Here is a 24,832-nt window from a genome sequence, read left to right on the forward strand (position 1 = left end):
TAGGAAAGTGATGAGATGGAAACAGAATTCAATTATTACTGGGGCTCATTGGGAATTTTAGGCTTAATGGGCTATGTACTGGAAAATCCGATATATTATGTCTTTTTTGGGTTCTTCTTGCTTTTTTTTGTACCTGTTATCAATAGGTTCAGAAATGTAGAAAGTGAAAAAGACAGTAAAAGTAAATTTAGCAATTATGACATGTATAATGTAAGTATATGGTTTGGATCAGCAGCTTTAATGGTTTCTGGACTTATAATGGTAGTTACAAAGACTATGAGCGACTTGCTGTCAGTTCTCCTTCTTTTAGGTATAATGGGCTTGATGACTAATTTCTTTACATATGTGGGGATGGATAAAAAAGCTCGAGATGAGCGTTTAAGGAAAATAGGGACATTTGCAGCAACTTATTCATGGTATATAACTTTAATATTTGTTACTTTCCTTGTATTAAATATGTACTGGGGGCAAAATATACACAACCCAATTGAATTAATGGGAGTGACTATTTTTGTCATGGTATCCACTATGCTTATAGCTAATACAGTTTTAAGCCGTAGGGGCGACATAGAATAAGTGGGATCATATGAAAACGAGAATAAAAGAATTCAGGGCTAAATACAATTTGACTCAGGCTGAACTTGCTGAAAAGGTCGGTGTCAGGAGAGAAACTATTGTATTTCTTGAAAAGGGCAAATATAATCCTTCGCTTAAGTTAGCCCATGATATTGCTGTAATTTTAGAAACTAGTATTGATGAACTGTTTATTTTTGAGGAATAACAGTTCGAAAAATTAATTTTTTAAAAAAATAGAAAAGTAGTTTTTATAAGTGGTAGATATAGCCTAAAATCATGGCTAAAGGCCCTATTATCCAGCAGTAGTAAGCAAATGGAAGTAAATTCCTTTCTTTTATTAATTTTAACATAAATCTCACTGCAAGGTAACCGCTTATAATGGCAGCTATAAAACCTGCTATGGCAGCTACACTACCGATATCCATCATAGAACCGATGTCCTTTGCCTGTACGAGGGCAGCACCAAGTATGGCTGGTATGGACAGTAAAAAGCTGTAACGTGCCGCTAACTCTTTATCTACTCCTAAAAATAGTCCCGCTGAAATTGTGGCTCCAGAACGAGATATTCCCGGGGCTATAGCACATGCCTGGGCGATACCAATCATTATGGAGTTTTTGAGGGTCATGTTTTTTAAACTTTTTTTGTCTTCGATTTTTCGAGACATCATCTCTGATCCCCAGAGTAAAAAACCGGTTATAATCAAAAAGAACCCTACTATAATCACGTTATTGAATAAACTTTCAAAGGTTGACTTAAATAGAACTCCTGCTAATCCTGCAGGTATTGTACCAATGATCACGAACCATGCCAGTTTTTTGAACTGGTCTTCTTGCAGGCCTTTGCGGAACTGGCCTCTAAATATATCTAATAAGCTGGAGAAGAATGACTTTAACATATTTATTATATCATTCCAGAAATAGGCCACTACAGCTACTAATGTTCCAATATGTAACAGAGTATCATAGGCTAAGCTTGAAGTAGTCCCAATGATGTAAGGAACAAATACCAGGTGAGCCGAGCTGCTTACAGGCAGGAATTCGGTTAGTCCCTGAACAATTCCTAGAATTAATGCTTGAATTATATCCATTTTATCACCAAAATATTATATTTAATAGAAATTGAGTTAAAATTATTATTAATTTGAAATGCATTTTAACTCGTGTACGTTTATAATAAGAACTTAATATACATTATCATCATAAAATTAGTAGATAATTTTAACCGAAACATGGTTTTGGGGATTATCGTACCTTTATATAGTATTAAATGAATTTAATAGTGATTTTATGAAGAAATGGATTTTTATATTAACTGTCTTGGCTTTGATTATCTCAGTCTCGGGATGTACAACAAGTCAACCTGCACCGGCTAATAAAACTTATTCTGCAAATGGTTTATCATTCATTTATCCTGGAACTTGGAGTGAACTAGATAAAACAGCTTATAAAAGTGTTTTAGATGATAAAGGTGAACTATTAGCAGTTGTAGGTGATGGATCTACAATTTTTGGGGTTGCCAGGCTTAACAAGATTAAAAATCAGACAGATGTCACATTGAACAGTTTAGTAATATATTATAATGTTACGCTAAACGCTAACGGTACAAAATATGTATCAGAAGGTTCTGTAACTGTTGATGGAGTTAAAGGATATGAATTAACTGTAAAAGCATCAGAAAATTATTTATCTGGAGTTTTGTTCATTAAAAATCGTACAGCTTATCTGGCTGTTTTTGAATCCTCTGATAATAATCAAAAAACGCTTAATCAGATATTGAATAGCTTTAAAATACCTTAAATTTTATTTTTTTAACATATTATATTCTAGTTGTCCTTTATATAAAAATTCATGCATTTAAGAAAGAAATTTTAATAGAATGTATGTATAAGTTTTAAGATTTAAGTTTTAACTTAGAAGTTATAACTTCTTACTGATCAACTTCTAACAACATTTTTATTATAAATTTTAACTTATAACTTCTCACAGACTAACTTCTAACTATTTTTTCTTATAACGTGGAACTTATAAGTTTTAACTGACCAACTTCTACTTCTTTTTGATTATAACTTTTAACTTATAACTTCCTACAGACTAACTTATGACAACATTTTAAAACTTATAATTGAATTATCATACTTTTTATAACGATAGATTTAAAAATTAGAATTTAACATTGAATATGATTAATAATGCTAGCACTAGCATTATTATTAACTGTCCTACGTTTCTTATTAAAAAAGAATAATCAAGATTACTTTTAGATTTTTGGTATAGTATACCAAATTTGTTACCACAATTAGGACATTTATACGCTGTTCCGAAAAGATTGGGATATTTCTGTTTTAATAATTTATCTTTGAAGCCACAAATTGGACATTCATCCTTTAAAAAATATTCATATTGACATTGTGGGCAAAATAACCAACCTTCATCTGAAGAACCTATTCTACCTTCAAAACCACATCTTAAGCGTATATATGCTTTGTTTAAAGGAATGTAATCATAAAAATGCAATTTCCCTCCACACTCACACCTATCTGAATATTCATCGGGTGTTTCCCAGTCTTCTATTCTGTAGTATTCTCTACATTTTTCGCATACAAGATATGGCATGGAAGTACCTCTTTAATTAGATATTATTTTTAAATAATAAAGTTTTTATTTAAGTCTAGTAATTGAATTGGGGAGTCATGCTGATATGAATGATTGTTGGATCAGTTATAACTTATAACAAATAACTTATAATTTATGACTTTTAATTAAAAAACAGTTAAAAACGCTTAAAATCACTAAATTGACAAAAATATGGCGTATAAGTCTTCAGATTTATGTTATAACTTATATCTTCAAACTTGTAACTTATAGAAACTAAAATTGAAAAGTTAAAAAAAAATTTAAAAAGAGTAAGTAAGTTTATGGTTAATAGTTAATCCCCAAACTTACTCTATAAAGGTCAGCCAGCCGTGTTCATCTTCCTCAACACCTCCGACGATGTTGAAGAACTTTGTCTGTAATTTTTCTGTAATTTCCCCTCTTTTTCCATTTCCTATTTTTATCCCGTCAACAGATCTAACTGGAGTAACTTCAGCGGCTGTACCTGTCATGAAAATTTCATCTGCCAGGTAGAGCATTTCCCTTGGAATTGCTTCTTCATTTACTTTAATTCCCATATCTTGAGCTAATTTAGCTATAGAGTCCCTTGTGATTCCAGAAAGCAGAGATAAAGAAGCGTGTGGAGTGTACAGTTCACCGTCTTTAACTAAAAATATATTTTCACCGCTTCCTTCACTAACTGTTCCATGGTAATCGAGCATTATTGCCTCGTCGAAGCCGTTGCTTACAGATTCCATCTTTGCCAGTTGAGAATTCATGTAGTTGGCCCCTGCCTTTGCCATATTAGGGAGTGTGTTTGGCGCCATTCGCCTCCATGTTGAGACACCTATATCTACACCATTTTCAATGGCATCATCACCAAGATATTTTCCCCATTCCCATGCTGCAATTACAGTATCCATAGGGCAGTTCAAGGGGTAAACACCTAATTCCCTGTATCCTCTAAATGCAATAGGCCTTATATAACAATCTTTTAAGTTATTAACCTTTACAGTCTCGATTATAGCATCGCAAATTTCATCTACGGTGTATGGAATTTCCATCCTGTAGATCTTTCCAGAATTAAACAACCTTTCAACATGCTCCCGCAAACGCAATATAGCGGAGCCTTTTTTTGTGTTATAACATCTTATGCCCTCAAATACGCTTGAACCGTAGTGAACAACGTGAGATAGAACATGTATATTTGCGTCTTTCCAGTTAACGAATTCACCGTTAAACCATATTTTTCCAGTTTCATCAAAAGCCATTCTTATCCCTCTTTTAAACTTTGATTAATTTTAAGAAATCAATGTATTACGCCTAAATCATATTCCGGCTATTAGATTTGATTTATTTTTCTATGCAATATTTATCTATTGTATATAATAAAATGTAGGAATATAAAAATCAGTTGATAATTTGAATTAATTTAGGAAAAGTTTATATAGGAACAAAGCTTAAATTTCATTTTCCGAAGTTTATTTCTCAACGCTTTTTTGGAAAAAGTTTATATACATTACTTGACAATAGTCAAAAATACGCATAAAGGGCCGGTGGTCTAGGGGTATGATACCTCGCTTACAACGAGGTGATCACGAGTTCGAATCTCGTCCGGCCCATTAGAATAACTAACTATTTTTTTCTAGCATTAATTAATCAAAATTCAAGTTTTAGTATGTTAACTATTTATTCTACTTTTCAATCAGTATTTAAAAAAGTCAGTGATTTTTAAAATTTAAAATAACAAAATGAGTACTTCATCTATTAAATAAGATTAAAATAGAATTTTAGAAAATTTTCCTATTTTTAAAGATTTTAGAAATTATTAGTTAAGTTATAACTCTTAAAAATCTTCGATTTTTAATGTAGAAAAAGCAAAGCAATCGAAAATCTTCGATTTTCGATGCGTCAAAAACAAAGTTTTTGACAGCTTTTTCTAACTCCCAAAAAAGTTGAACTTACAAAAATATATGATATTTGAAAGTTTTTGAGGATTTAGCACGTTAATTCATGTTAAGAATATCAGTGCTATGTATATAATCAGAGTCACGAAAAATACTGTACTTCCCCTTATTAAAGTTACAGTTATATCTCTTTCTACAGCCATTACTATTCCATAAGACAGCACAGCTGCAATAAAAATTCTTAAAATCCCTAAAAGTGCCTTATTTATATGTATAAGATAAGGTATAAGTGTTGAAACAGCTAATACAATTATAATAAGCGCTATTGGATTACTTAATAAAGTTTTACCCCATTTTTTTAAGTTATCGGACGCGTCGCTATTGGATATATTCCTTTTCTTCCCGGTCAGCGAACCTCTTTTACCTCTACTTAGGAAGGAACTACCTGCAGAATCAGAAGGAAGTACATAGGTTTCTTCCTCATCACCTTCTTCTTCCTCATCATAGTTTTGATAAGTTTCTACATTCTTCTTAGAAAGTGATTTAGCGATGTTCATCAATTCATCTTTATCTATGAGTGCAATATTTCTACCATTTGCATAACTCAGGGCATTATCTGAAAAAGTTGAGGTTGTTATAACTATTACCTTGGATGCCTGGAGGGTTTTTGCTACCATTTCCATTTCTTTAAGTACATCTAAACCTACTTTCCACCTTTCTTCATAGTTTTTACATGCCACTATTACGCTAATATCTCCTAAAACAGTAGGTAAAACTCCATATATATCTACAAGGTGTTTTGATGTCTTAAAGTACTTATGAACCTTAAATCCAGATTTTTCCATGATTTTAGCTACAAAATCGACCAATCTATTTTTTTCCAACTTCCTCACCCTTGAATTGGAGATATTCAATTATATTAGATGTATCACTGTTTTATAAATGATTTATATTTCCGTATTTTCATTATTTAATATGTAGTATTTACTTTTAACTGATGACATAAATAATATTTATTTTTATTAACTTCCAGTAACCTTTTTGAATGTTGAAATATAGATATGTGCATCATGCGAATTTTGATAACTAATGATGACGGGGTTAACTCATCAGGGATTGTAGCAGCAAAAGATGCTGTTAGTGAACTGGGGGATATCTACGTCGTTGCACCAGCAACTCAGCAAAGCGGAATAGGACATGCACTCACACTTTTTGAACCAATGAGAGTTAGTTCATCTAATTTAAGGGATGGAAGCGAGGCTTATTCAGTTTCAGGAACACCAACAGATGCTTTAATACTTGGAATGTATGAAATAATGGATGAAAAACCAGATTTAGTTATTTCGGGTATTAATATTGGCGAAAATCTAGGTATGGCAGAACTTACAACTTCAGGTACCATAGGCGCGGCAATGGAAGCCGCTGCTCATGAAATACCGGCTATAGCTGCTTCTATACAGGTTACAAGAGATGATATTAAATTTCACGACGGCCATGTAGACATTGATTTTAGCTTCGCTCAGAAAGTTATAGAAAGACTTTCTAAGATGATCATCAAAAAAGGCCTTCCTGAAGGAATTGATCTTTTAAATTTAAACATACCTTCACACCCAGAAAGCCATAAAATTAAATTAACGCGGCTTGGAAAGAGAATGTATTCCATCCATATTCAAAAAAGACTTGATCCAAGGGGAAGAGAATATTACTGGATCGCAGGGGATCCTGTAGGAGTAGATGAAGAGGGCACTGATGTACATGTACTCAGGTATGATAAATGTCCTACTATAACACCTGTATCACTTGATTCTACCTCTGATCTTCATTTAATGAAAGATTGGCTCGAATAAATAAAATTTTTTTATTTATTAAATAGTCTATCGTGATCTGATGGAAATATTAGATATAAACGGAAAACAAATCCAGAGGAATCTGCAGGTTAAGTATATACGGACGCATACAACTGGAAATGTAACCGATATTCTAGTTAAAAATGATACTGTATGGATTAAGCTTGATTCCAGCGGTCTTTATTATAGGGTTGATTATATTGAGGTCATAGAGAATAATAAAGCCTATATGGAGCTGGATAAAAAGAAAAATAGATTAAAGCCTGACAAATTTAACGTTGCAAATCCTGCTGTGATTTCTGATCATGCAGACGGCCCGGGTTACGGCGGGGGTTGATTTTTTTTTAAACCAGTAAATTTCTTTTGAATTTAGTAAATTAATTTAAATATCTATTTTTTGTTTATATTCTATCAGATGCTGCTGTTTGTTTTTACGGAGCAATATTGCTCTAAAAGAGCAATTAGAACTTTTAAATCAATCTTAATATAGTTAGTTTTATATATTAGGATATTTATTAACTGATTATCAAGTTTCAATTCCTAAATTATTAAATATATCATTTAATCTTCTATTATAGATCATTAGAAACATTAGAGATGCAATTTTGGGTGAATTACTGGCTGCAGAATATACTATAGGTTGGGAGAATTTTGATAATATTTAATATTAAAAAAGGCCATCTTAAATAAGGAGTAATCAACATGTCCAGGATAACATTTTTAGATAACGCATCGGGAAGTAAAAACAATTGGTGGAGATACATTTTAACCGTTATTTTAACATGGCCAGTGCCTATGGCAGTGACAGCAGTGATTTTTATCCCTGTCTTCATAATTTTTGGATTAATAGCTATAGCAACCAATACTCCAGACATGTCTTATACAATAGCTTCAAATCCTTTATTTGAGCTTGTACTAACTGGTATATCTGCTGCAATTTCGATTTTACTCCTTTATTTATGCATAGAATTTATCCATAAAAGGAAGTTCATATCTATAATTAACACGGTCTCTAAAGTAGATTGGGTAAGAATATTAAAAGGTGCGGGAATATGGTTTGCTATTTTAACAGTCGGGTCATTAATTGAGTTAATGATTGATCCCGGCAGTGTTAAAGTAACTTTTAATCCAAGTACATTTATTTTTCTCCTGCTTTTGAGCTTACTGGTATTCCCACTTCAAGCGTCCTTTGAAGAGCTGTTTTTTAGAGGATATCTTATGCAGGCAGTAGGGGTACTCACAAAAAAGCCCATAATCCCTTTAATGGTTACTTCTGTCATTTTTGCAGCCCTTCACTTCTGGAACGGTACAGATATGATTATGAGTGTAGATATAGTGCTCCAGGTATTTATTATTGGAATAACACTTGGTATAATAACTTTAGGAGAAAACAGGCTGGAAACTGCGATGGGAGTACACATTGCAAATAATATCTTTGTTTCTGTAGTAGTTAATAGTGCCAGCGGCGGATTTGAAGGTCTTCCATCTATATTAACCTCATATGGTACCCCTAATCCTGTAACAGATGTTCCAATATTTGTTTTATATGCTTTGGTATTGATAGGGGTTGTTTTCTGGAATAAAAAAGATATGTTGCTCAATATTTTCAGGGATACAGTGGATGTGGAACTGGATAAAATTGAAGCTAAAAAGATTTAATTAACAAAATAAAGGGTTATAACGCATTATATTCAATCCATATTAAATTGAATCTTATTAATTCATGCTAAAATAGTTAATATTATATGTTAAAAGATTAATATAAGAATTAGTATTTGTTAAGCATTAATTATGAAAATATTTATTATCATTGATTATTTGGAGTAAAAATTAAAGGAAAGGGTTAATTATGAGGTTTCATCCAGTTATTTCAATAGCATTTGGAGTAATTACGACTTTTGTTTTTTCTGCTATTGTATGGTTCCTATTTTTCTATGGTGTTCCAAATTTTGGTAGTGTGTCTTCCTGGTTTATTCCATTTTTTACATTTGGTTTACTGCTTGGGGGATTTATAGCTACTAACTTTGCTAAAGAAATGAAAATAAGATATGGTGTAATATGAAGGATTAGTTGTGGGAGCTTTAATTTCTATCCCGGGATTAGTTAGTCAAATAGGCTTTGTATTGTTTGCGTTAGTGCTTTTTGCATTGATAAGTGGTGTTGGCGGATATATAGCTAAATCCTGGGGAGAACCAATTCAAAAAACATTATCACTATTTAAAAGTTTAAGAAAGACTTAACGAGTTAACAGTATGAGTTCAATATTTGAAGTTATTGAATAGCTAAATAAAAAAATCAGAGAGTAAATCATGATACAAACCGTAACCGTTACCACAACTACAGTTACAACAGAACAGGTAGCTGGGTTCTTTGTAGGCCTAATTATTGTTTTATTGATAGTTGTATGGCTAGTTATTAGACATAAAAAGAAATCAGGAATGTGAAATGGGTGGAATGTTAAAAAATTAAAATTTAAAATCTTATTAAATGAGCTTAATGGAGTTTTTAGAGGAACTAAATTATATATGAGTTAATTCTCTGAAAAATTTTATTTCTTCTCTGCTGATTCCCCTTAACATAAAGATAATTGTTATATAAACAGCTGAACATAGGATGATAGTTGCTAAAATCCCAATAGCAGATACCGGGTTTATAACTAAAATAACGGTTGACATCACTATAGATGCTATAAGACTTTTAAGCAGGAATTTAAAGTCAAATTCTATTTTAATGTATTTTTGAGAATAGATTAAAGTGACTACTAAGGTAAACAGGTATGCTGTGAGTGTTGCGATTGCTGCGGCAATTATACCAAAAATGGGTATGAATATAATATTTAGAATTACATTAATGGCAGCAGCAGCCATCCACTGTGAACCCATAATTTTTGTTTTCTTTTCCAATATCAGAATTTGGACAATTATCCCATATAATCCCACTAAAAGCGCTCCTAATGCAACAAAAGGGGTAATAAAATAACCATTCTGTGCAAGTTCTGGTTTATGTGTTATTACAAGGAGTAATGGTTTTGATAGAAAGGATAATCCAAAGACTGCAGGTATCGCTAGCAGCATGAAATATTTAATAGAATAGTCTAAATGTTTTTTAACTTCTCCTATTTCATTTTGATCATAATACTTCGACAGTAAAGCTGGTAAAATAAAACTAAACGGTGCTGCAAACATCGTTATTATAATACCCAGAGTGTATGCGGGCGTATAATAACCAACAAATGTTGTTCCCAGTATAAACAGGATTAGATAACGGTCACTTGCATCTACTATCCAGCTGGATAAATTACCTGGAATTGTGGGCATACCAAATGATAAATATTTAGGTATGCTTTTAAATTTAGGGAATTTAAATCCAATTTGACGAAGAACTAACCACATTGAAGCTAAAGCTACAATAAACTGTGCTATGAAATATCCAAATATCGCTCCTTCTATTTTATAACCTGATTCTAAAAGGAATACTACTATGGCTACCATGAGATATGTCTGTATCAGTGAAAGTAGTGAGACTATTTTCATCTGCTGGAATGTTCTAAAGAAACTAGAGAAAGAAATGTATATTATACTTGCTAAACTAGTCAAGGCTAATAAGGCGGATATTGTTGTATTGCCCTTAAAAAGGATTAATGCTACCTGTTTTGATAATAAAAAAAGTATTATTGAGGTAATTAGACCTACAAATAGTAATAAAAATGTAATAGAATAAAATTCTTCTTTTATATTCTCTGTTTCAGTTTTAATAGCTAAAAATCTAACCATTGAATATGGAAGGCCTAGTGTTACAATTAATGGTATAATTCCAACAGTTACAATAAATATGGTCCATATTGCATAATCTTGAGTTGTTAAATTTTGGGTTAAAAATGGCAGTAAAATAAGTGAACTTAAACTTACAAGTATATTTGTCACGCCAAATAAACCAATTCGTTGTACAAAGAGTTTATATTCGCTCAAAAGCTCACCATTATTGGATTATTAATAATGCTACAATTAAGTCTTGTATTTGCTAAATGATAATTAACCAACTTAATTAGCTAGGATGTTTGAGGTTAATAATAGAATAAAGTAACATATTAAGATTACTAAAATACACATTTCTACTTTCTATTCAAATAAACCATTATTGTCTAGCTATAAACTGGATTTAAAATTTAAAAACAATCTAAAATCTCCACAAAAATTTAAATTTTAAAGAGCGTAATCATATATGCCTCTATTAATAATAAACAAACTAAAAAAAATTAAAAATGAAAATAATAGGGTAAATACGTATTAAACATTAATTTTTTTATTTAACAACAGGAATACCTAAAATATCCTTTTCTCCTTCAAAAACATCTCTAGCGATCTGGGCGCTTCCAACAGAACCTGATCTTTCTCCAATTCTAACAACAGGTGCAATACATTCTACTTGTTTTTTGAGGGCACCAAATATATCGATTGGTTCCTGCATAGATCCGGTGGAGCCAGTTAATATAATTCCATCGATTTTTTCTGTTATTCCTGCAAGTCCATAGATCTCCATCACGATTGTCATAACCATGGTATCTACGGCAATTTTTGCCTTTTTATCGCCATTTAAATAATTTTTAATGATTTCATCTTTCATATGGCTTACTTTTCCATATACATCAGCTATTTTTACAGCTCCTGCACGTGAAAAGCATTCATTGGCAGTTCTAACGCCGTCATCGATATCCCTAATCATTTTAAGGTCAAGCGGGCCGTGAATAGTTCCCATAGCACCAATACATGCATCCATAGCTCCTTTAATTATTCCATGTTCAATCAGCATTGTTACAGTATTAGAACTGATATCTGAAACTATCATATTCTTAAATCCTGTTTCCAGGAACGCGTTATAACATATGCTGACTTTTTCAGAGCTGGCATGATGAGAATAAGCGGCTTTAAAACGTTCATCAAGGCACGTGGTTTCATCGTGAATTCCAGGTATTACAACTGTTGGAATCCCTGAATTTTCGATTTCATCATAAACTGCTGTTCCACCGCCTGTTACTTTTCCAGCACCTTCCATTGATTTAATTCCTCTGTTTTTCACTTTTTCTATGGGGGTTACGGCTTTTAGGGCATCTCCCATAGCATAGGTTATTGCCATGAGGTCAATTGAGTTTAAATCAACTCTTTTTGAAAGTTCTTTTAATGCAGAGACTTTTCCAGCAGATAAGTCTTCCCGCAGGATTTTAAAATGAGTAGTTTCATCATCGAGAATTGTAAAAGAGACTCCTGTAGTCCCATGATCCATTCCAACAAATACCATGGATTCACCTTTATGCAATTATAAAATATTAAATAATTTCGAACTTAAAATTTAAAAACAAAAAAAGGGGATTATTTTTGTAATCCGCAAAGTTTCCTGAGTTTTGTACCTACTTTTTCAATTTGAAGGTCATCTTCCATTGCCCTCATTCTCTTGAGCATAGGAGCTCCGGCCTGGTTTTCAAGGGCAAATTCCCTGGTAAATTTACCAGTCTGGATTTCTTTGAGAATTTCTTTCATAGCAGCCCTTGATTCGTCGGTTATAACTCTGTCTCTTCTTGTAAGTCCTCCGTATTCTGCGGTGTTACTTACATCATGCCACATTCCACCAAAACCTTGTTTGTATATGAGGTCTACTATGAGTTTTAATTCGTGGCATGTTTCGAAGTATGCAATTTCTGGCTGGTATCCAGCGTCTACAAGTGTTTGGAAACCTGCTTTTATTAATTCAGTTGCTCCTCCACAGAGTACTGCCTGTTCACCGAATAAATCAGTTTCTGTTTCTTCTTTGAAAGTTGTTTCAAGTACTCCTGCCCTTGTAAGTCCAGATCCTTTGGCCATTGCAAGTGCGATTTCTTTTGCATTTCCTGTGTAGTCCTGTTCGACTGCTACAAGTCCTGGAACTCCAAATCCTTCTTCATATTCTCTTCTAACAGTTGCACCAGGTGCTTTTGGGGCTACCATTGTAACGTTTACATTTTTAGGTGCTTTTATGTAATTGTAGTGTATATTGTATCCATGTGAGAATGAAATGGTGTTACCTTCTTCTAACCCTTCTGCAATTGCTGCTTCATAAACTGCTTCCTGAATTTCATCAGGGATTAATATGTGAATTACGTCTGCTTTTAATGCTGCTTCTTCTATGGTTAATACAGTTAGACCATCAGTTTTTGCTTTTTCCCATGATGCTCCACCTTTTCTAAGTCCGACAACAACGTCTAACCCACTTTCGGACATGTTTAATGCTTGTGCCCTTCCCTGACTACCATAACCTATAACTGCTATAGTTTTATCTTTTAAAACGTCTAAATCTACGTCTTTTTCGTAATGTATATTCATTTAGTGCCTCCGATGACTTTTATAAATAAAACAAAATTTACCAGTAAATGAGGTAAAAATTAATGCCACTACAATATTTGAACCGTGGATTTATAAATTTTATCATGGCCTATTTTACCCTTTAAAATTAAACGCTGAAATTAGAGGCTGCGTATTAAAATAATAATTCCAAGGAAAATTAAGACAAATGGCAAAATTATATGCCCGTATTTTTTAATTTTATCCCCTAAAATACTGTTTTCTACCAAATTAAAGCTGATATAACACCATACTGAAATCATTACTAGAAATACTGATATTACAACAAGTATCTGCTGGAGGCCTATACTTACAAATAAGGGGATATAAACTCCAATATTATCCCCACCGTTTGTAAATGAAACAAGTGCCACTAAAGATGATTTTGAATTTCTAAATCTTGAAAAAAGCCCTTTATTTTCTTCATTTGTATTATGATTTGCAGAAATGTCATTGTTACTTTTTAAATCCTTTAAATTTTTGAGCCCAATAAGTATGGGTAGTATACCCAGTAACCCGATCCAGTTAGCTGGAATAACTAGCTTTAAAAAGTAGCTTAATGCACTTATTGCCATTAAAGCCATAACTCCAATATACTGGCCTAAAACAATCTGTCTAGCTGTAAACTCTTTATTTGAAAAGAATATCATTAAAACAAAAAGATCATCAAGATTAGTTGCTATAAACATTGCAACGGCTGTAAAAATTAGAAAAATGAGTTCTATCATGATTACAGATTAAAAAAATAAAGCGAGGGCCCTCAAAAATCAATGATTTTTGGGGTACCGAAAATTCATAGAATTTTCGAGTATATTAAATAGTTTTAATACCTCTGGACATTGCAGTAGGCCCTGTCCTTGCGATTTCTTTAATTCCGAAACCTTTTACAAGGTCGATAAGAGCGTCAATTTTATCTGATGCCCCTGTCATCTCTATGGTGAGAGTTTCAGGGCTTACATCTATTACGTGCCCTCTAAAGATATTTACATATTGAACAACTTCGGCCCTTACTTTTTCTGTTGGTGAATGAACTTTAATCAGGCAAAGCTCTCTTTTAACAGTATTTTCTGGCTCCAGATCTCTTACCTTAATGACATCTATGATCTTGTTCAACTGTTTTGTAATCTGTTCCAGGACTTTCCCATCGCCTTTTGCAATTATGGTCATTCGAGCGATTTCTTCTTGCTCTGAAGTTCCAACTGTGATGCTCTCTATGTTAAATCCCCTTCTTGTAAAGAGTCCTGCAACTCTCTGGAGTACACCAGGCTTATGAAGTACAAGTGCGCTAATAATGTGGGTTCTTTGATCTTCCATCTTAATCACCTGCCCTTTCTTTAGCTGTTTCATGATATGGTACATCTTCAGAGTTGTTAGACTCGGTTTTGTACTCCCCAACTATTTCGGTGAGGCCGCATCCCGGCGGTACCATTGGAAGGATTTCATCTGGATCAATTGTAACGTCGATGAGTGTTGGTTCACCTGAGTTAATTGCACTGGAAAGTACCTCACGAAGTTCACCAGGCCTTTCTACACGGTCTGCAGCAACTCCAAATGCTTCTGCAAGTTTAACAAAGTCAGGAGACTCTCCTAAGTGAGTATGTGACAACCGTTTCTCGTAAAATAGGTTTTGCCACTGAGCAACCATTCCTAAATATCTGTTATCTAAAACACAGATTACAACTGGAATGTCGTATTCTTTCACAGTTGCAAGTTCCTGTGATACCATTAAGAACCCACCGTCACCAGCAACAGCTACAACATCGCTTTCAGGCATTGCAACTTTTGCACCTATTGCAGCAGGGAACCCGAATCCCATAGTTCCAAGCCCTCCAGATGATAGGAAGGTTTTAGGTTTTCTGGATGTGAAGTAGTGAGCCATCCACATCTGGTTCTGTCCAACATCTGTTGTCACGATTGTATCATCATCTACAGCTTCTGCTATTTCCCTTATAACCTGCTGTGGTTTTAATGGTGTATCATCAAATGACATTTTAGGTATGCATGTTTGTTTGAAGTTTTTAACACGGTTTACCCATTCCATGCTTTTATTGCTCATTTTATTTTGAGAGATAGCTCTTATGAGGTTTGATAAAATGATCTTTGCATCACCGACAATCGGAATGTCAACATCTACATTTTTCCCTATTTCTGCAGGGTCGATATCTATGTGGATTATTTTGGCACCTTTAGCAAATTCACTTATTTTTCCTGTTGTCCTGTCTGAGAACCTGCATCCAACAGCAATCAGACAATCACATTTATCTACAGCAAAATTAGCAGGTAATCTGCCGTGCATCCCGAGCATTCCAAGGGAAAGGTCATGATCTTCAGGGAAAGATCCTTTACCCAGAAGTGAAGTTGTTACTGGGGCTCCAACTAATTCTGAAAGCTTTAGGAGCTCTCCTGATGAATTTGATATGATAACTCCACCACCTGCAAGTATAACTGGTTTTTTAGCGTTTCCAATTAAGCTTGCTGCCCTCTTTATCTGTAGAGGATGGCCTTTTCTTGTTGGTTTGTATCCTGGTAAAGTGATTTTGACATCATTTTCAAAATCTAATTCCTGTTCCTGGATATCTTTTGGTAGATCTAGAACTACTGGTCCTGGTCTTCCGGTCCCTGCTATATAAAATGCTGATTTAACCATTTCGGGAATTTCTTTTGAAGTTATAGGTTGGAAATTATGTTTAGTAATAGGCATTGTCATTCCAATTGTATCTACTTCTTGGAACGCGTCGTTACCAATTAGTCCTGTTGGAACCTGTCCTGCAATAGCAACGATTGGGGATGAGTCCATATAAGCAGTGGCTATCCCTGTCACGAGATTTGTTGCTCCAGGACCTGATGTTGCAATACAAACACCCACTTTTCCAGATGCCCTTGCATATCCATCTGCAGCGTGAGCTGCGCATTGTTCATGTCTTACTAAAATGTGTCTTAGGTCAGAATCGTAGATCATATCGTATAGAGGAAGTAACTGTCCTCCTGGATATCCAAATACAACATCTACTCCCTGATTTTCCAGTGATTTAAGTAGTGCTTCTCCGCCTCTCATTATAAACACCTGTAAAATTTATGTATATTATTGGCTAGTTTTCATATTTATTTATTCTGAGATATATTAATGTTCATATAATCTCTTTTGGATAGCTGGAATTAATTATGATCCAAAACATCCTTAATATTTAAAATTAAATTAATATTAAAGGGGATATTCTCATTTTTAAACCAGATTCATATCCAAAAATAATCAGTTAGCAGCAATATAGGCTCTAAAATTATTTTTTATTAGTTGAAATATTACTGGGTAAATACTTAATTTATAAGCTTTGAATATTTTAAAATTTCCTCAAAACTTGGAACATATAAGTAAATCAGATATTTGTTGAATTTAATGTCTTTAATGACCTTGCTTGTTAAGAACTTCTTCTATAGCGCTGCGCAGTTCACTATCAACAAAAGGTTTCACTAAATAACCAAAAGGCCCGTTATTTTTGCCCTGTTAAGTGTCTGATTGTCAGAATGTGCTGTAAGATATATTATGGGAATGTCAAAATGTTCACGTATTCGCTCTGCAGTCTCTATTCCGTCAATTTCTCCCTTAAGTACAATATCCATCAACACTAAGTCGGGCTGGGACTTTTTAACTTCTTCGATAGCTTTTTCTCCAGAAGATACAACAGCCAGCACACCATAACCAAGATGTTCTACTTTATCCTGTATATCCAGCGCCACGATGCTTTCATCTTCAACTATCAGTATATTTACCATTATTAAGCTCCTCTAATGACTTCTCTGCATTAATTTAGTTCATGCTGTTATTTATAGCCATTTTTTCTAATTATATGTAATTATTCATTATGTTGTGTCACTTGTATTTTCTTTAGATTATTGCTGTTATCTGATAAACATATAACGAGCAGAAATTTTAATATTTTTAATAGTTTTATCTATAGGTTTATCTATTAAATAATAAACCATTTTTATAGGGGTCATGTCTATAGATTTATAAAAGGAGAATTTATAGAGATAATAAAAAATCAGGAAATTTTTAGTCTTTAGTTTTATATCAAGAATAGGTACTTAATTTAAAATTTCAGATTCATAGATTTTATTTAAAGGAGGATTTATATGAAGATTCTTGTAGTAGGTACAGGGGCGAGGGAACACGCTATTTGTAAAGCAGTAGAAGGAAATGCAGAACTATATTCAGTTATGAGCAATAAAAATCCCGGGATAGCGCGAATATCTAAATATCAAATAGGGAGTGAAAATGACATTGAAGCTGTAAAGAAGTTTGCAACTCAAAATAAGATTGATATAGCTGTAATTGGGCCTGAAGCCCCTCTTGAAAAGGGTATTGTTGATGCTCTACAGGCAGAAGGCATAAGCTGTGTTGGGCCGACAATGGAAGCAGCTAAAATTGAAACAGATAAAGTTTTCATGAGAAACCTTTTTGAAAACTATAAAATACCTGGATCTTTAACCTACAGAGTTTTTGATAACTATGAAGATATCAGCGATTTCATCGATGAATTTGGGGAAGATATTGTTGTTAAACCTGTAGGGTTAACCGGTGGAAAAGGAGTTAAGATTGTTGGAGAACAATTAAAAGATCTAGAAGAAGCTAAAAACTACGCTAAAGAAGTAGTAGACACTAAAATGGGTGGATATGCCAGCGTAGTGCTCGAAGAACGTGCTATAGGCGAAGAATTTACAGTTCAGGCATTTGTAGATGGTAAGAACATAGCTCCAATGCCTGCAGCCCAGGACCACCCATATGCATTTGAAGGAGATGAAGGGCCTATAACTGGAGGAATGGGGTCTTATTCTGATAAAGGAGGATTACTCCCATTTTTAGATAAAAAAAGTTATGATGAATCTGTTAAAATAATGGAAGAAACAGTTAAGGCTATTAATAAAGAGGCTGGACCTTACAAAGGATTTTTATATGGACAGTTCATGCTGTGCAGGGACGGCCCGAAGCTCATAGAATACAATGCCCGATTTGGTGATCCAGAAGCCATGAACGTTCTATCTCTGCTTAATTCTAATTTTGTAGATATTTGTGAAGGTATCGTTAACGGGAATCTTAAAGGAGCTAAATTTGAAAATAAAGCTACTGTTTGTAAATACATCGTGCCAGAAGGATACCCTGGAAATGCAGTTCCAAACCAGGTAATCGACGTGGACGAAGCTAAAATTAACGAAGCCGGCGCCCAGGTTTATTACGCGGCTGTAAATGAGAAGGACGGAAAAGTTTACTCCTCTTCTTCAAGAGCCCTTGGCCTCGTTGCAATTGGTGAATCAATAGAAGAAGCTGAAAAGCTGTGTGAAGACGCTACAAAATACGTAAAAGGTGATGTTTATCACAGAAGGGATGTTGGAACAACAGATCTTGTACAGAAACGAGTTAAACATATGGAAAAAATCAGAAAATAATTCAAGGGGTAATAAAATTATTACCCTATTTTAAATTAACTTGAAAAGCTTTAATAGTTCAGTATTAAACTGAAATAGAATAGAATGAATTATGAGGATTAATGAACTGAATAAAAAGGTTAAATCATTTTATTTGGTTTGAATTCTCTAGAAAATAATTCATTTAGAATTAGAGAAAAGTAGATATAGTATGATTTAAATAAACATTTCCTTCAATAAATAAGGCATAATGAATACAATTTGGAGTGAAAATATGAATCATCTTTTATCAATGGAAGATGCCAGGGATCATGTAAATGAAATACTGGATCTCTCTAGAAAATTTAAGAATGGAGAAATCCCTGGAGAGCCTTTAGCTAAGAAAACACTTGCTATGGTTTTTGAGAAGGCATCAACAAGGACTAGAATATCTTTTGAAGTTGGAATGTATCAGCTCGGTGGAAACGCGCTTTATCTATCTAGAGAAGACCTTCAACTTGGTCGTGGTGAAATAGTGGAAGATACCGCCAGAGTTATGAGTAGATATGTTGATGGAGTAATGATCAGGGCCAAGGAACATGATGATGTTTTAGAATTTTCACGGTATTCTGATGTACCAGTTATTAATGGCCTTACAAACAAGGAACACCCTTGCCAGGCATTTGCAGATCTTTTAACCATATATGAAAAGAAAAATAGTTTTGATGTAAAACTTGCCTTTGTTGGAGATGGAAACAACGTCTGTAATTCATTATTATTTGCATCCGCATTTGTAGGGATGGACATGGATGTAGTATGCCCTCCAGGATATGAACCTGATGCGGAAATATTTAAAAAGGCAAAAAAATATGCTGAAGAAACTGATGCAGAACTTAAAATAGTTAATGATACTGAAGCTGGAGTCGAAGGTGCCGACGCTGTTTATACTGATGTATGGATCAGTATGGGAGACGAGGAAGAGGCTTCAAAAAGACTCAAGGCATTTGCAGACTATCAGGTAAATAAAGACCTTATAGGTCAGGCAAATGAAAATGCAATTATTTTGCACTGTTTACCAGCTATTCGGGGACAGGAAATTACTGCAGACATGTTGAATTCTACCCAGTCAGCAATATGGGATCAGGCTGAAAACAGGCTTCACGCCCAAAAAGCGGTGCTTTACAAATTATTGGGGAAGAAATAACCCTTTTATTTCTTTAATATACTATTTTTTTATTCAGTATCTAATTTTTAAATTGAAAATAAAACTACTTTTATTATTTAAATGAAGCAAGAAAACCATTTACAACATCTCTTGCAGACTGTATCAAAGGATTTTTAGATTTTACAGGTGTTTGCATGCCTTTTAACCTGTCAATCCTGAAATAAACAGGGGGATGAGTATCCCACGATAACCATCTTGGAATTTTAGACCCAACTTTTTCCATTTGAAGTCTTTGATATGCTATTTTTCGAAGGGCTTCTGCAAGTATATCTGGTTGACCAACCTTCATGGCTGATAAAAGGTCTGCCCTGGTTTCAAAGAACTTGCCTACGAAGAAAATAAGGGCCATAACTACTATTATGTATATTATGGGGTTAATAATTACAAGAGGGAACAGGACAGTAAATCTCAATATGAACTCGCCGGAAATTATGCTGAATAGTATTAGGGGGTCTCTTCCTTGAAGGTGCCCCATTTCATGGCCTAAAACACTTAATATTTCTTTTTCATTTAATTGAACAAGTAAACCAGTTGTAATGAGTACAAGTCCTTTACTTGGGGTAGGACCAGTAGCTGCTGCATTTGCAATCATGGTATTTGAGATCACGATTTTAGGCATAGGCAGGCCAAAACTATCGGCAGCTTTTTTAACGATGTCGTACACATTGACGGTTTTATACAGGCTGCGGTATGGGTTGCAGCTGAAGCCGTACTTTTCCAGAACTTCATCTCCCAGCTTACATGTTGGTTTTATGCCTTGATTAAATGTCCGGTCGTAGATTTCCTTTTTTATCTGCGTTACAGTTTCTTTTCCAAATTTTTCCTGAAACTCTTTAAATTCTTTAAATGGCAGCTGGTATTCCAGTATATGGACATATGGATTTTGAAGGGAAACATTCCATTTATTCCCATATGCAAGGATTTTATTTGAAAAAAGAACAATTACAAACTGAGAAATTAAAATAAGGGCCACTGCATAATATAATCCGAATAAAAAGAATAAAACGATATTAAATGCAAAAAACAGGATGTAAACCAAAAGGAGGCTGCTGGTAAAAAGCTGGTCTCCAGTGCGTTTTTTGGATGTAGGGGGCTGTTCGGGTATAACCTTTTCTCCTTCCACCCATGAAAAATAAATGGTTGAACTGCGGATATTATCTTCAAATAGATGAACTATGAAGTAGATATCGTCTTTAATGGATTCTGTAAATTTAGACGGAGTTCCATCACCGGGTATTAATGTGAGTTCTACAGGATTTCCTGACTTAACTTCTGCTTCTATCTGAAAACCATGTGCAGGGTCTTTTGCTGTAAATAATAGTCGATTAGCATTTTCTTCTTTTACCCTTCTTACATTTGAGAAGTACTCCGGCTTAACCATCAGATAATTTTCATCAATAAAACTTAGAACTTCGTCGTGGTATTCTTGGGATATATCAAAATCAATTAAAAAAGTTTGAGTTTCAGGGATTTCAATCATTATATAATTATTATTTGTCTTTATAAGTTAAATAATTTATGAAAACCCATTTAGAATCTTTTCTTTTTAAAAAGGGATTCATATTTCAGTTAATGAAAAAGAAAAAAATAGGGCCTCTGGTTACATGGATTCAGGTGCCTTTATTCCCATAAGATCAAGACAGTTTCTAATGGTTATCCTTGACTTATCCACTAAAAGTAACCTGACAACCTCTTCTTCTGCACCTATTACTGGAACAGACTTGTAGAACCTGTTGAATGCCCCTGCCAGATCCATAGCATACTGCGCAAGAGGATGTATCCTGTTAATTTTTGCTGATTCTTCAATAACCGCGGTGAACTTGGAAAGCATTTTTACAAGTTCTATTTCAAAAGGATGGTTCAATATTTGGTCTTGAGTATCGATACCTGCATCAAAGCCTGCTTTTTCAAGCAGTTTGCATGCTCTTGCATGGGCGTATTGAATCGATGCACATCCCCTTTCAAAACTGAGGGCTTCTTCCCATTTAAACACTATATGCTTTTCTGGAGATAATTTGACTATGAAGTACCTTATAGCACCTATACCAATGTCTGTAGCAATTTTAAGGGCTTCTTCATCAGTTAAATCCGATCTCCTATTTTTAATTTCAGCAAGAGCACGGTTTACAGCTTCATCAACCAATTCATCTACTGAAATAAACACTCCTCTTCGTGTAGACATTGAACCTTCAGGGAGAGTTATAAACTCATAAAATACAACTTCTGGGCTTTTTCCATCTAATAAGTTAAGTGCTACACTTATTTGGTCTACTGCAAGCTTGTGGTCGGATCCTAAGATGTCTATCATTTCATCGGAGTTGTCTGATTTTTCAAGGTGATAAGCAAGGTCCCTTGTTGAATAAAGAGAAGTTCCATCGGATCTTGTAAGTACAAGCTCTTTTTCTATGCCGTAATCTTCAAGGGGAAGGTATAAAACTTCATTTCTTTTAGTATATTTACTTAGTTTGTCCAGGATTTCGCTAACGGCATGGTTTCTTATAAACTTGCTTTCCCAGACAAAGGCATCATGATAAATGTTTAAATCGTTTAATGTTGATTCAATTCCACTTATACATTTTTCTACGATGTTTTTAAAGACTTTTTCAAGTTCTGGATCGGCGCCGCTTTCATATCTTTTTAAAATGGCATTGATTTCTGTTTTAAGGCTTTCATCGGCACGTAATTTTTCATTTATCTGGAAGTAGATTTTTCCAATTTCATGGTCTACTTTTTCTTTTTCTTCTATTTTAAAATCAAAATTTAGTAATCCCCATGCAATTATCCCTATTTGCCGGCCCATATCGTTTACATAATACTGAGTTTCCACATTATACCCTGCAGAACGCAGTATTCTTGCTAAAGAATCGCCTATTATTGCATTTCTAACATGGCCAATGTGTAATGGCCCGTTAGGGTTTGCAGATGTGTGTTCGAGGATTATTTTTTTATTTTTATCTTCTAACTGCCCGTAATTTTCATCTATGGAGTCTAAAACCAGTTTTGAAAAGTTATTATAGTTTATGAAGAAATTGATGTAAGGACCTTTCATTTCCACAGAGCTGAAAACTTCAGGAAATTCTATAACATTTAAAATGGCCTTGGTTATTTCCATGGGTGGTTTTTTAAGCTGTTTTGCAAGTTGAAATGATACGGTTGATGCGAGATCTCCAAGATCTGCATTCGGAGGTTCCTCAACTTTAATTTCAGATGGTTTTTCATATCCTAAAGATTCAATTGCATTTTTTAAAGATTTTACTGCTTCTTTTTCTAGCATTCTGTACATAGATTCACCGTATAATCGTTATAATGCATTTATTTCAATATTAAAAGTTGTATAATTATATATTTGCATGAGCATTTCATTAGCATATACACTTTTAACGTAAATGCAGTGTAAAAATATTTTTGAAATTAAATATAGTACTTATTAATAATCTTTCAAAATTCTCTAAATTAAGATATTGTCACGCCTATTAAAAAGTATTTTCAAAAAATTCGTAGAATTTTTTAAACTTTCGAAATCTCTGATTTCGAAGCCGTAGGAAGCATAGTTTCCTGGCCACAAATCGAAGATTTGTAGGGCCCGAACACGATGTGTTCGACGGCCACAAAAATCCCTCAAAAATTCTCCAAATTTTTGGGGCACAGAAAAATGCTTCGCATTTTTTTAAGCTGTCAAAATCTTTGATTTTGACGCGACAAACACTTCGTGTTTGTCAGCTCTGATTTTCGCCGGTTTTTAAATTTTGATAAAATTTTTAAAAAAAGGTATATTTGGCAATAAAAAGGAATTTGCCAGTTGATTTTGCTATAATCCTCTAATCCACAGTGTTATATATCCTATTTTAGGTATAATCAGGGGTTGTCCGCCTATATCCACAACCTTCGAGATCACCTGGTCTGGGAATTGTACTGGATACGGGTCGGCTGTTGGATTGTTATCTCCCTTTGTTATGAGATACGTGCTTCCATTAGACGTTTTGTATATCTCTTTCACTCTGTGAATTACAGGTTCTGGAAACCACGTTGCATGATAAACAACTATATCTCCTACCTGGACGCTGCTTGGGTTTTGATCTACTACGACTATGTCTCCCCTGTACATTACGGGTTCCATACTTCCTGAGACAACAACATTCATATGCTGCGCTATGATCACTCCTGCGAGTATAATTACAATGTAAGTTGCTATTTCTTTATAATTCACTTTTTCACCTTTATTAAGGGCATCATAGCTTAATTTAAAATATATTTAAGAAATTAAGCCTTAATTGAACATTGGCAATAAAAGAAATTGCCAGTTGATTTTATTATAATCCTTTAATCCACAGAGATATATAACCTATTTTAGGTATAATAAGAGGTTGACCATTTATAGATACAACTTTTGAAACTACCTGATCGGGGTATTGTACTGGATATGGATCAGCTACCTGGTTGTTATCTCCCTTCATTATAAGGTACGTGCTTCCATTAGATGTTTTATATATCTCTTTAACTCTATGGATTACATCTTCATTAATCCATGTTGCCTTGTAGACTACTATATCTCCTACCTGAACGCTGCTTGGATTTTTATCGACTATAACTATGTCTCCCCTGTACATTACGGGTTCCATACTTCCTGAGACAACAACGTTCATGTGCTGCGCTACAACTATTCCAATGAGTATGATTACGATATAAGTTGCTATTTCTTTAAGATCCACTTTCTCCCTCTATTAAGGATTTTGTCTAAATTTATGGACTTTAAATGATTTATAGATTTGCCCAAATATTATTTTTTAATATTATGTGATTTATTAAGTCAAGTAACATAAAATTACTGGGCCTGTGATTTTAGGCAGATTATATTCAAATTAAAGCATGAAAATTGGATTTAAAAAGGAAAGATAAAGAACTAAACGTTTATCA

26 protein-coding genes and 1 tRNA gene are annotated in these 24,832 nt (G+C 33.9%); 12 read left to right on the plus strand and 15 right to left on the minus strand.

Annotated features, from left to right (window positions below):
• Positions 1 to 15 precede the first annotated feature (15 nt).
• On the plus strand, positions 16 to 576 hold the full coding sequence (locus tag ASJ80_RS05855; protein WP_069582125.1) for a hypothetical protein: 561 nt from the start codon (positions 16 to 18) through the stop codon (positions 574 to 576).
• 10 nt (positions 577 to 586) lie between these two features.
• The gene (locus ASJ80_RS05860; RefSeq protein ID WP_048082002.1) at positions 587 to 781 is read left to right on the plus strand and encodes a helix-turn-helix transcriptional regulator; all 195 of its coding nucleotides are present in this window, start codon (positions 587 to 589) and stop codon (positions 779 to 781) included.
• Positions 782 to 824: 43 nt separating this feature from the next.
• Here ASJ80_RS05860 and uppP read toward each other — a convergent pair whose 3' ends face one another.
• Positions 825 to 1,664, minus strand: a complete 840-nt coding sequence (gene uppP / locus ASJ80_RS05865; protein WP_069582128.1) for an undecaprenyl-diphosphatase UppP — start codon at positions 1,662 to 1,664, stop codon at positions 825 to 827.
• A 199-nt stretch (positions 1,665 to 1,863) separates the two neighbouring features.
• On the opposite strand from uppP, the gene ASJ80_RS05870 reads away from it, so the two are divergent.
• Complete coding sequence (locus ASJ80_RS05870; RefSeq protein ID WP_069582135.1) at positions 1,864 to 2,373, plus strand: PsbP-related protein; 510 nt, start codon at positions 1,864 to 1,866, stop codon at positions 2,371 to 2,373.
• 363 nt (positions 2,374 to 2,736) lie between these two features.
• Here the strand turns inward: ASJ80_RS05870 and ASJ80_RS05875 are convergent, their stop codons facing one another.
• Entirely contained in the window at positions 2,737 to 3,189 is a 453-nt protein-coding gene (locus ASJ80_RS05875) for a hypothetical protein (RefSeq protein WP_069582144.1), read from the minus strand.
• Between the two features lie 326 nt (positions 3,190 to 3,515).
• Positions 3,516 to 4,439 carry a branched-chain amino acid transaminase gene (locus ASJ80_RS05880; RefSeq protein ID WP_069582151.1) on the minus strand — a complete coding sequence of 308 codons (924 nt, stop codon included), beginning with the start codon at positions 4,437 to 4,439 and terminating at the stop codon, positions 3,516 to 3,518.
• Between the two features lie 279 nt (positions 4,440 to 4,718).
• On the opposite strand from ASJ80_RS05880, the gene ASJ80_RS05885 reads away from it, so the two are divergent.
• Positions 4,719 to 4,790: transfer RNA gene (locus ASJ80_RS05885), tRNA-Val, on the plus strand.
• Positions 4,791 to 5,179: 389 nt separating this feature from the next.
• Here ASJ80_RS05885 and ASJ80_RS05890 read toward each other — a convergent pair.
• Entirely contained in the window at positions 5,180 to 5,968 is a 789-nt protein-coding gene (locus ASJ80_RS05890; protein ID WP_176720171.1) for a restriction endonuclease, read from the minus strand.
• Positions 5,969 to 6,145: 177 nt separating this feature from the next.
• On the opposite strand from ASJ80_RS05890, the gene surE reads away from it, so the two are divergent.
• From surE to ASJ80_RS17655, 6 genes are all read left to right on the plus strand, one after another.
• Entirely contained in the window at positions 6,146 to 6,922 is a 777-nt protein-coding gene (gene surE / locus ASJ80_RS05895) for a 5'/3'-nucleotidase SurE (RefSeq protein WP_095652049.1), read from the plus strand.
• Positions 6,923 to 6,962: 40 nt separating this feature from the next.
• Positions 6,963 to 7,259, plus strand: a complete 297-nt coding sequence (locus ASJ80_RS05900) for a DUF2098 domain-containing protein (RefSeq protein WP_069582163.1) — start codon at positions 6,963 to 6,965, stop codon at positions 7,257 to 7,259.
• A gap of 365 nt (positions 7,260 to 7,624) precedes the next feature.
• Positions 7,625 to 8,581: a type II CAAX endopeptidase family protein gene (locus tag ASJ80_RS05905; RefSeq protein WP_069582166.1), complete on the plus strand. Its 957-nt coding sequence runs from the start codon at positions 7,625 to 7,627 to the stop codon at positions 8,579 to 8,581.
• 190 nt (positions 8,582 to 8,771) lie between these two features.
• The gene (locus tag ASJ80_RS05910) at positions 8,772 to 8,984 is read left to right on the plus strand and encodes a hypothetical protein (protein ID WP_069582176.1); all 213 of its coding nucleotides are present in this window, start codon (positions 8,772 to 8,774) and stop codon (positions 8,982 to 8,984) included.
• Between the two features lie 10 nt (positions 8,985 to 8,994).
• Positions 8,995 to 9,162 carry a hypothetical protein gene (locus tag ASJ80_RS16985; protein WP_176720167.1) on the plus strand — a complete coding sequence of 56 codons (168 nt, stop codon included), beginning with the start codon at positions 8,995 to 8,997 and terminating at the stop codon, positions 9,160 to 9,162.
• A 69-nt stretch (positions 9,163 to 9,231) separates the two neighbouring features.
• On the plus strand, positions 9,232 to 9,366 hold the full coding sequence (locus tag ASJ80_RS17655) for a hypothetical protein (RefSeq protein ID WP_255360669.1): 135 nt from the start codon (positions 9,232 to 9,234) through the stop codon (positions 9,364 to 9,366).
• Between the two features lie 75 nt (positions 9,367 to 9,441).
• Here ASJ80_RS17655 and ASJ80_RS05915 read toward each other — a convergent pair whose 3' ends face one another.
• The 7 genes from ASJ80_RS05915 to ASJ80_RS05945 all read right to left on the minus strand — a co-directional run bounded on the left by ASJ80_RS05915 (position 9,442) and on the right by ASJ80_RS05945 (position 17,064).
• Positions 9,442 to 10,890, minus strand: coding sequence for an oligosaccharide flippase family protein (locus ASJ80_RS05915; protein WP_069582182.1), 1,449 nt, complete (start codon positions 10,888 to 10,890; stop codon positions 9,442 to 9,444).
• Between the two features lie 334 nt (positions 10,891 to 11,224).
• Positions 11,225 to 12,217 carry a methanogenesis marker 12 protein gene (locus ASJ80_RS05920; RefSeq protein ID WP_069582189.1) on the minus strand — a complete coding sequence of 331 codons (993 nt, stop codon included), beginning with the start codon at positions 12,215 to 12,217 and terminating at the stop codon, positions 11,225 to 11,227.
• 71 nt (positions 12,218 to 12,288) lie between these two features.
• On the minus strand, positions 12,289 to 13,275 hold the full coding sequence (ilvC, locus tag ASJ80_RS05925) for a ketol-acid reductoisomerase (RefSeq protein WP_069582196.1): 987 nt from the start codon (positions 13,273 to 13,275) through the stop codon (positions 12,289 to 12,291).
• 140 nt (positions 13,276 to 13,415) lie between these two features.
• Positions 13,416 to 14,021 carry a cadmium resistance transporter gene (locus tag ASJ80_RS05930; protein ID WP_245837492.1) on the minus strand — a complete coding sequence of 202 codons (606 nt, stop codon included), beginning with the start codon at positions 14,019 to 14,021 and terminating at the stop codon, positions 13,416 to 13,418.
• Positions 14,022 to 14,106: 85 nt separating this feature from the next.
• Entirely contained in the window at positions 14,107 to 14,607 is a 501-nt protein-coding gene (gene ilvN, locus ASJ80_RS05935) for an acetolactate synthase small subunit (protein WP_069582199.1), read from the minus strand.
• Position 14,608: 1 nt separating this feature from the next.
• A complete protein-coding gene (locus ASJ80_RS05940; RefSeq protein WP_069582202.1) occupies positions 14,609 to 16,348 on the minus strand; it encodes an acetolactate synthase large subunit in 1,740 nt (579 codons plus the stop codon).
• 413 nt (positions 16,349 to 16,761) lie between these two features.
• Complete coding sequence (locus ASJ80_RS05945) at positions 16,762 to 17,064, minus strand: response regulator (RefSeq protein WP_069582205.1); 303 nt, start codon at positions 17,062 to 17,064, stop codon at positions 16,762 to 16,764.
• A 360-nt stretch (positions 17,065 to 17,424) separates the two neighbouring features.
• On the opposite strand from ASJ80_RS05945, the gene purD reads away from it, so the two are divergent.
• Both purD and argF read left to right on the plus strand, forming a co-directional pair.
• Complete coding sequence (purD, locus tag ASJ80_RS05950) at positions 17,425 to 18,735, plus strand: phosphoribosylamine--glycine ligase (protein WP_069582208.1); 1,311 nt, start codon at positions 17,425 to 17,427, stop codon at positions 18,733 to 18,735.
• Positions 18,736 to 18,988: 253 nt separating this feature from the next.
• Positions 18,989 to 19,897, plus strand: a complete 909-nt coding sequence (gene argF, locus ASJ80_RS05955; RefSeq protein WP_069582211.1) for an ornithine carbamoyltransferase — start codon at positions 18,989 to 18,991, stop codon at positions 19,895 to 19,897.
• Positions 19,898 to 19,970: 73 nt separating this feature from the next.
• Here the strand turns inward: argF and ASJ80_RS05960 are convergent, their stop codons facing one another.
• From ASJ80_RS05960 to ASJ80_RS05975, 4 genes are all read right to left on the minus strand, one after another.
• Positions 19,971 to 21,398 (minus strand): M48 family metallopeptidase, encoded by a 1,428-nt coding sequence (locus ASJ80_RS05960; RefSeq protein WP_069582214.1) that lies wholly within the window; start codon positions 21,396 to 21,398, stop codon positions 19,971 to 19,973.
• 120 nt (positions 21,399 to 21,518) lie between these two features.
• Positions 21,519 to 23,201, minus strand: coding sequence for an arginine--tRNA ligase (gene argS / locus ASJ80_RS05965; RefSeq protein ID WP_069582217.1), 1,683 nt, complete (start codon positions 23,199 to 23,201; stop codon positions 21,519 to 21,521).
• 525 nt (positions 23,202 to 23,726) lie between these two features.
• Positions 23,727 to 24,170, minus strand: a complete 444-nt coding sequence (locus ASJ80_RS05970; protein ID WP_369802120.1) for a signal peptidase I — start codon at positions 24,168 to 24,170, stop codon at positions 23,727 to 23,729.
• A gap of 58 nt (positions 24,171 to 24,228) precedes the next feature.
• The gene (locus ASJ80_RS05975) at positions 24,229 to 24,627 is read right to left on the minus strand and encodes a signal peptidase I (RefSeq protein ID WP_069582222.1); all 399 of its coding nucleotides are present in this window, start codon (positions 24,625 to 24,627) and stop codon (positions 24,229 to 24,231) included.
• Positions 24,628 to 24,832: the final 205 nt, after the last annotated feature.

The sequence above is a fragment of the Methanobacterium bryantii genome (assembly GCF_002287175.1).
Classification (GTDB): Archaea; Methanobacteriota; Methanobacteria; order Methanobacteriales; family Methanobacteriaceae; genus Methanobacterium_D; species Methanobacterium_D bryantii.

What these genes read in the sequence shown, in the direction of transcription:
- ASJ80_RS05960 (WP_069582214.1), bottom strand. Translation starts at nt 21,398, where the DNA reads ATGATTGAAATCCCTGAAACTCAAACTTTTTTAATTGATTTTGATATA.
- ASJ80_RS17655 (WP_255360669.1), top strand. Translation starts at nt 9,232, where the DNA reads ATGATACAAACCGTAACCGTTACCACAACTACAGTTACAACAGAACAG.
- ASJ80_RS05930 (WP_245837492.1), bottom strand. Translation starts at nt 14,021, where the DNA reads ATGATAGAACTCATTTTTCTAATTTTTACAGCCGTTGCAATGTTTATA.
- ASJ80_RS05855 (WP_069582125.1), top strand. Translation starts at nt 16, where the DNA reads ATGGAAACAGAATTCAATTATTACTGGGGCTCATTGGGAATTTTAGGC.
- ASJ80_RS05945 (WP_069582205.1), bottom strand. Translation starts at nt 17,064, where the DNA reads ATGGTAAATATACTGATAGTTGAAGATGAAAGCATCGTGGCGCTGGAT.
- surE (WP_095652049.1), top strand. Translation starts at nt 6,146, where the DNA reads ATGCGAATTTTGATAACTAATGATGACGGGGTTAACTCATCAGGGATT.
- ASJ80_RS05900 (WP_069582163.1), top strand. Translation starts at nt 6,963, where the DNA reads ATGGAAATATTAGATATAAACGGAAAACAAATCCAGAGGAATCTGCAG.
- argF (WP_069582211.1), top strand. Translation starts at nt 18,989, where the DNA reads ATGAATCATCTTTTATCAATGGAAGATGCCAGGGATCATGTAAATGAA.
- ilvC (WP_069582196.1), bottom strand. Translation starts at nt 13,275, where the DNA reads ATGAATATACATTACGAAAAAGACGTAGATTTAGACGTTTTAAAAGAT.
- ASJ80_RS05905 (WP_069582166.1), top strand. Translation starts at nt 7,625, where the DNA reads ATGTCCAGGATAACATTTTTAGATAACGCATCGGGAAGTAAAAACAAT.
- ASJ80_RS05940 (WP_069582202.1), bottom strand. Translation starts at nt 16,348, where the DNA reads ATGAGAGGCGGAGAAGCACTACTTAAATCACTGGAAAATCAGGGAGTA.
- ASJ80_RS05875 (WP_069582144.1), bottom strand. Translation starts at nt 3,189, where the DNA reads ATGCCATATCTTGTATGCGAAAAATGTAGAGAATACTACAGAATAGAA.
- argS (WP_069582217.1), bottom strand. Translation starts at nt 23,201, where the DNA reads ATGTACAGAATGCTAGAAAAAGAAGCAGTAAAATCTTTAAAAAATGCA.
- uppP (WP_069582128.1), bottom strand. Translation starts at nt 1,664, where the DNA reads ATGGATATAATTCAAGCATTAATTCTAGGAATTGTTCAGGGACTAACC.
- ilvN (WP_069582199.1), bottom strand. Translation starts at nt 14,607, where the DNA reads ATGGAAGATCAAAGAACCCACATTATTAGCGCACTTGTACTTCATAAG.
- ASJ80_RS05920 (WP_069582189.1), bottom strand. Translation starts at nt 12,217, where the DNA reads ATGGTATTTGTTGGAATGGATCATGGGACTACAGGAGTCTCTTTTACA.
- ASJ80_RS05880 (WP_069582151.1), bottom strand. Translation starts at nt 4,439, where the DNA reads ATGGCTTTTGATGAAACTGGAAAAATATGGTTTAACGGTGAATTCGTT.
- ASJ80_RS05910 (WP_069582176.1), top strand. Translation starts at nt 8,772, where the DNA reads ATGAGGTTTCATCCAGTTATTTCAATAGCATTTGGAGTAATTACGACT.
- purD (WP_069582208.1), top strand. Translation starts at nt 17,425, where the DNA reads ATGAAGATTCTTGTAGTAGGTACAGGGGCGAGGGAACACGCTATTTGT.
- ASJ80_RS05870 (WP_069582135.1), top strand. Translation starts at nt 1,864, where the DNA reads ATGAAGAAATGGATTTTTATATTAACTGTCTTGGCTTTGATTATCTCA.
- ASJ80_RS05860 (WP_048082002.1), top strand. Translation starts at nt 587, where the DNA reads ATGAAAACGAGAATAAAAGAATTCAGGGCTAAATACAATTTGACTCAG.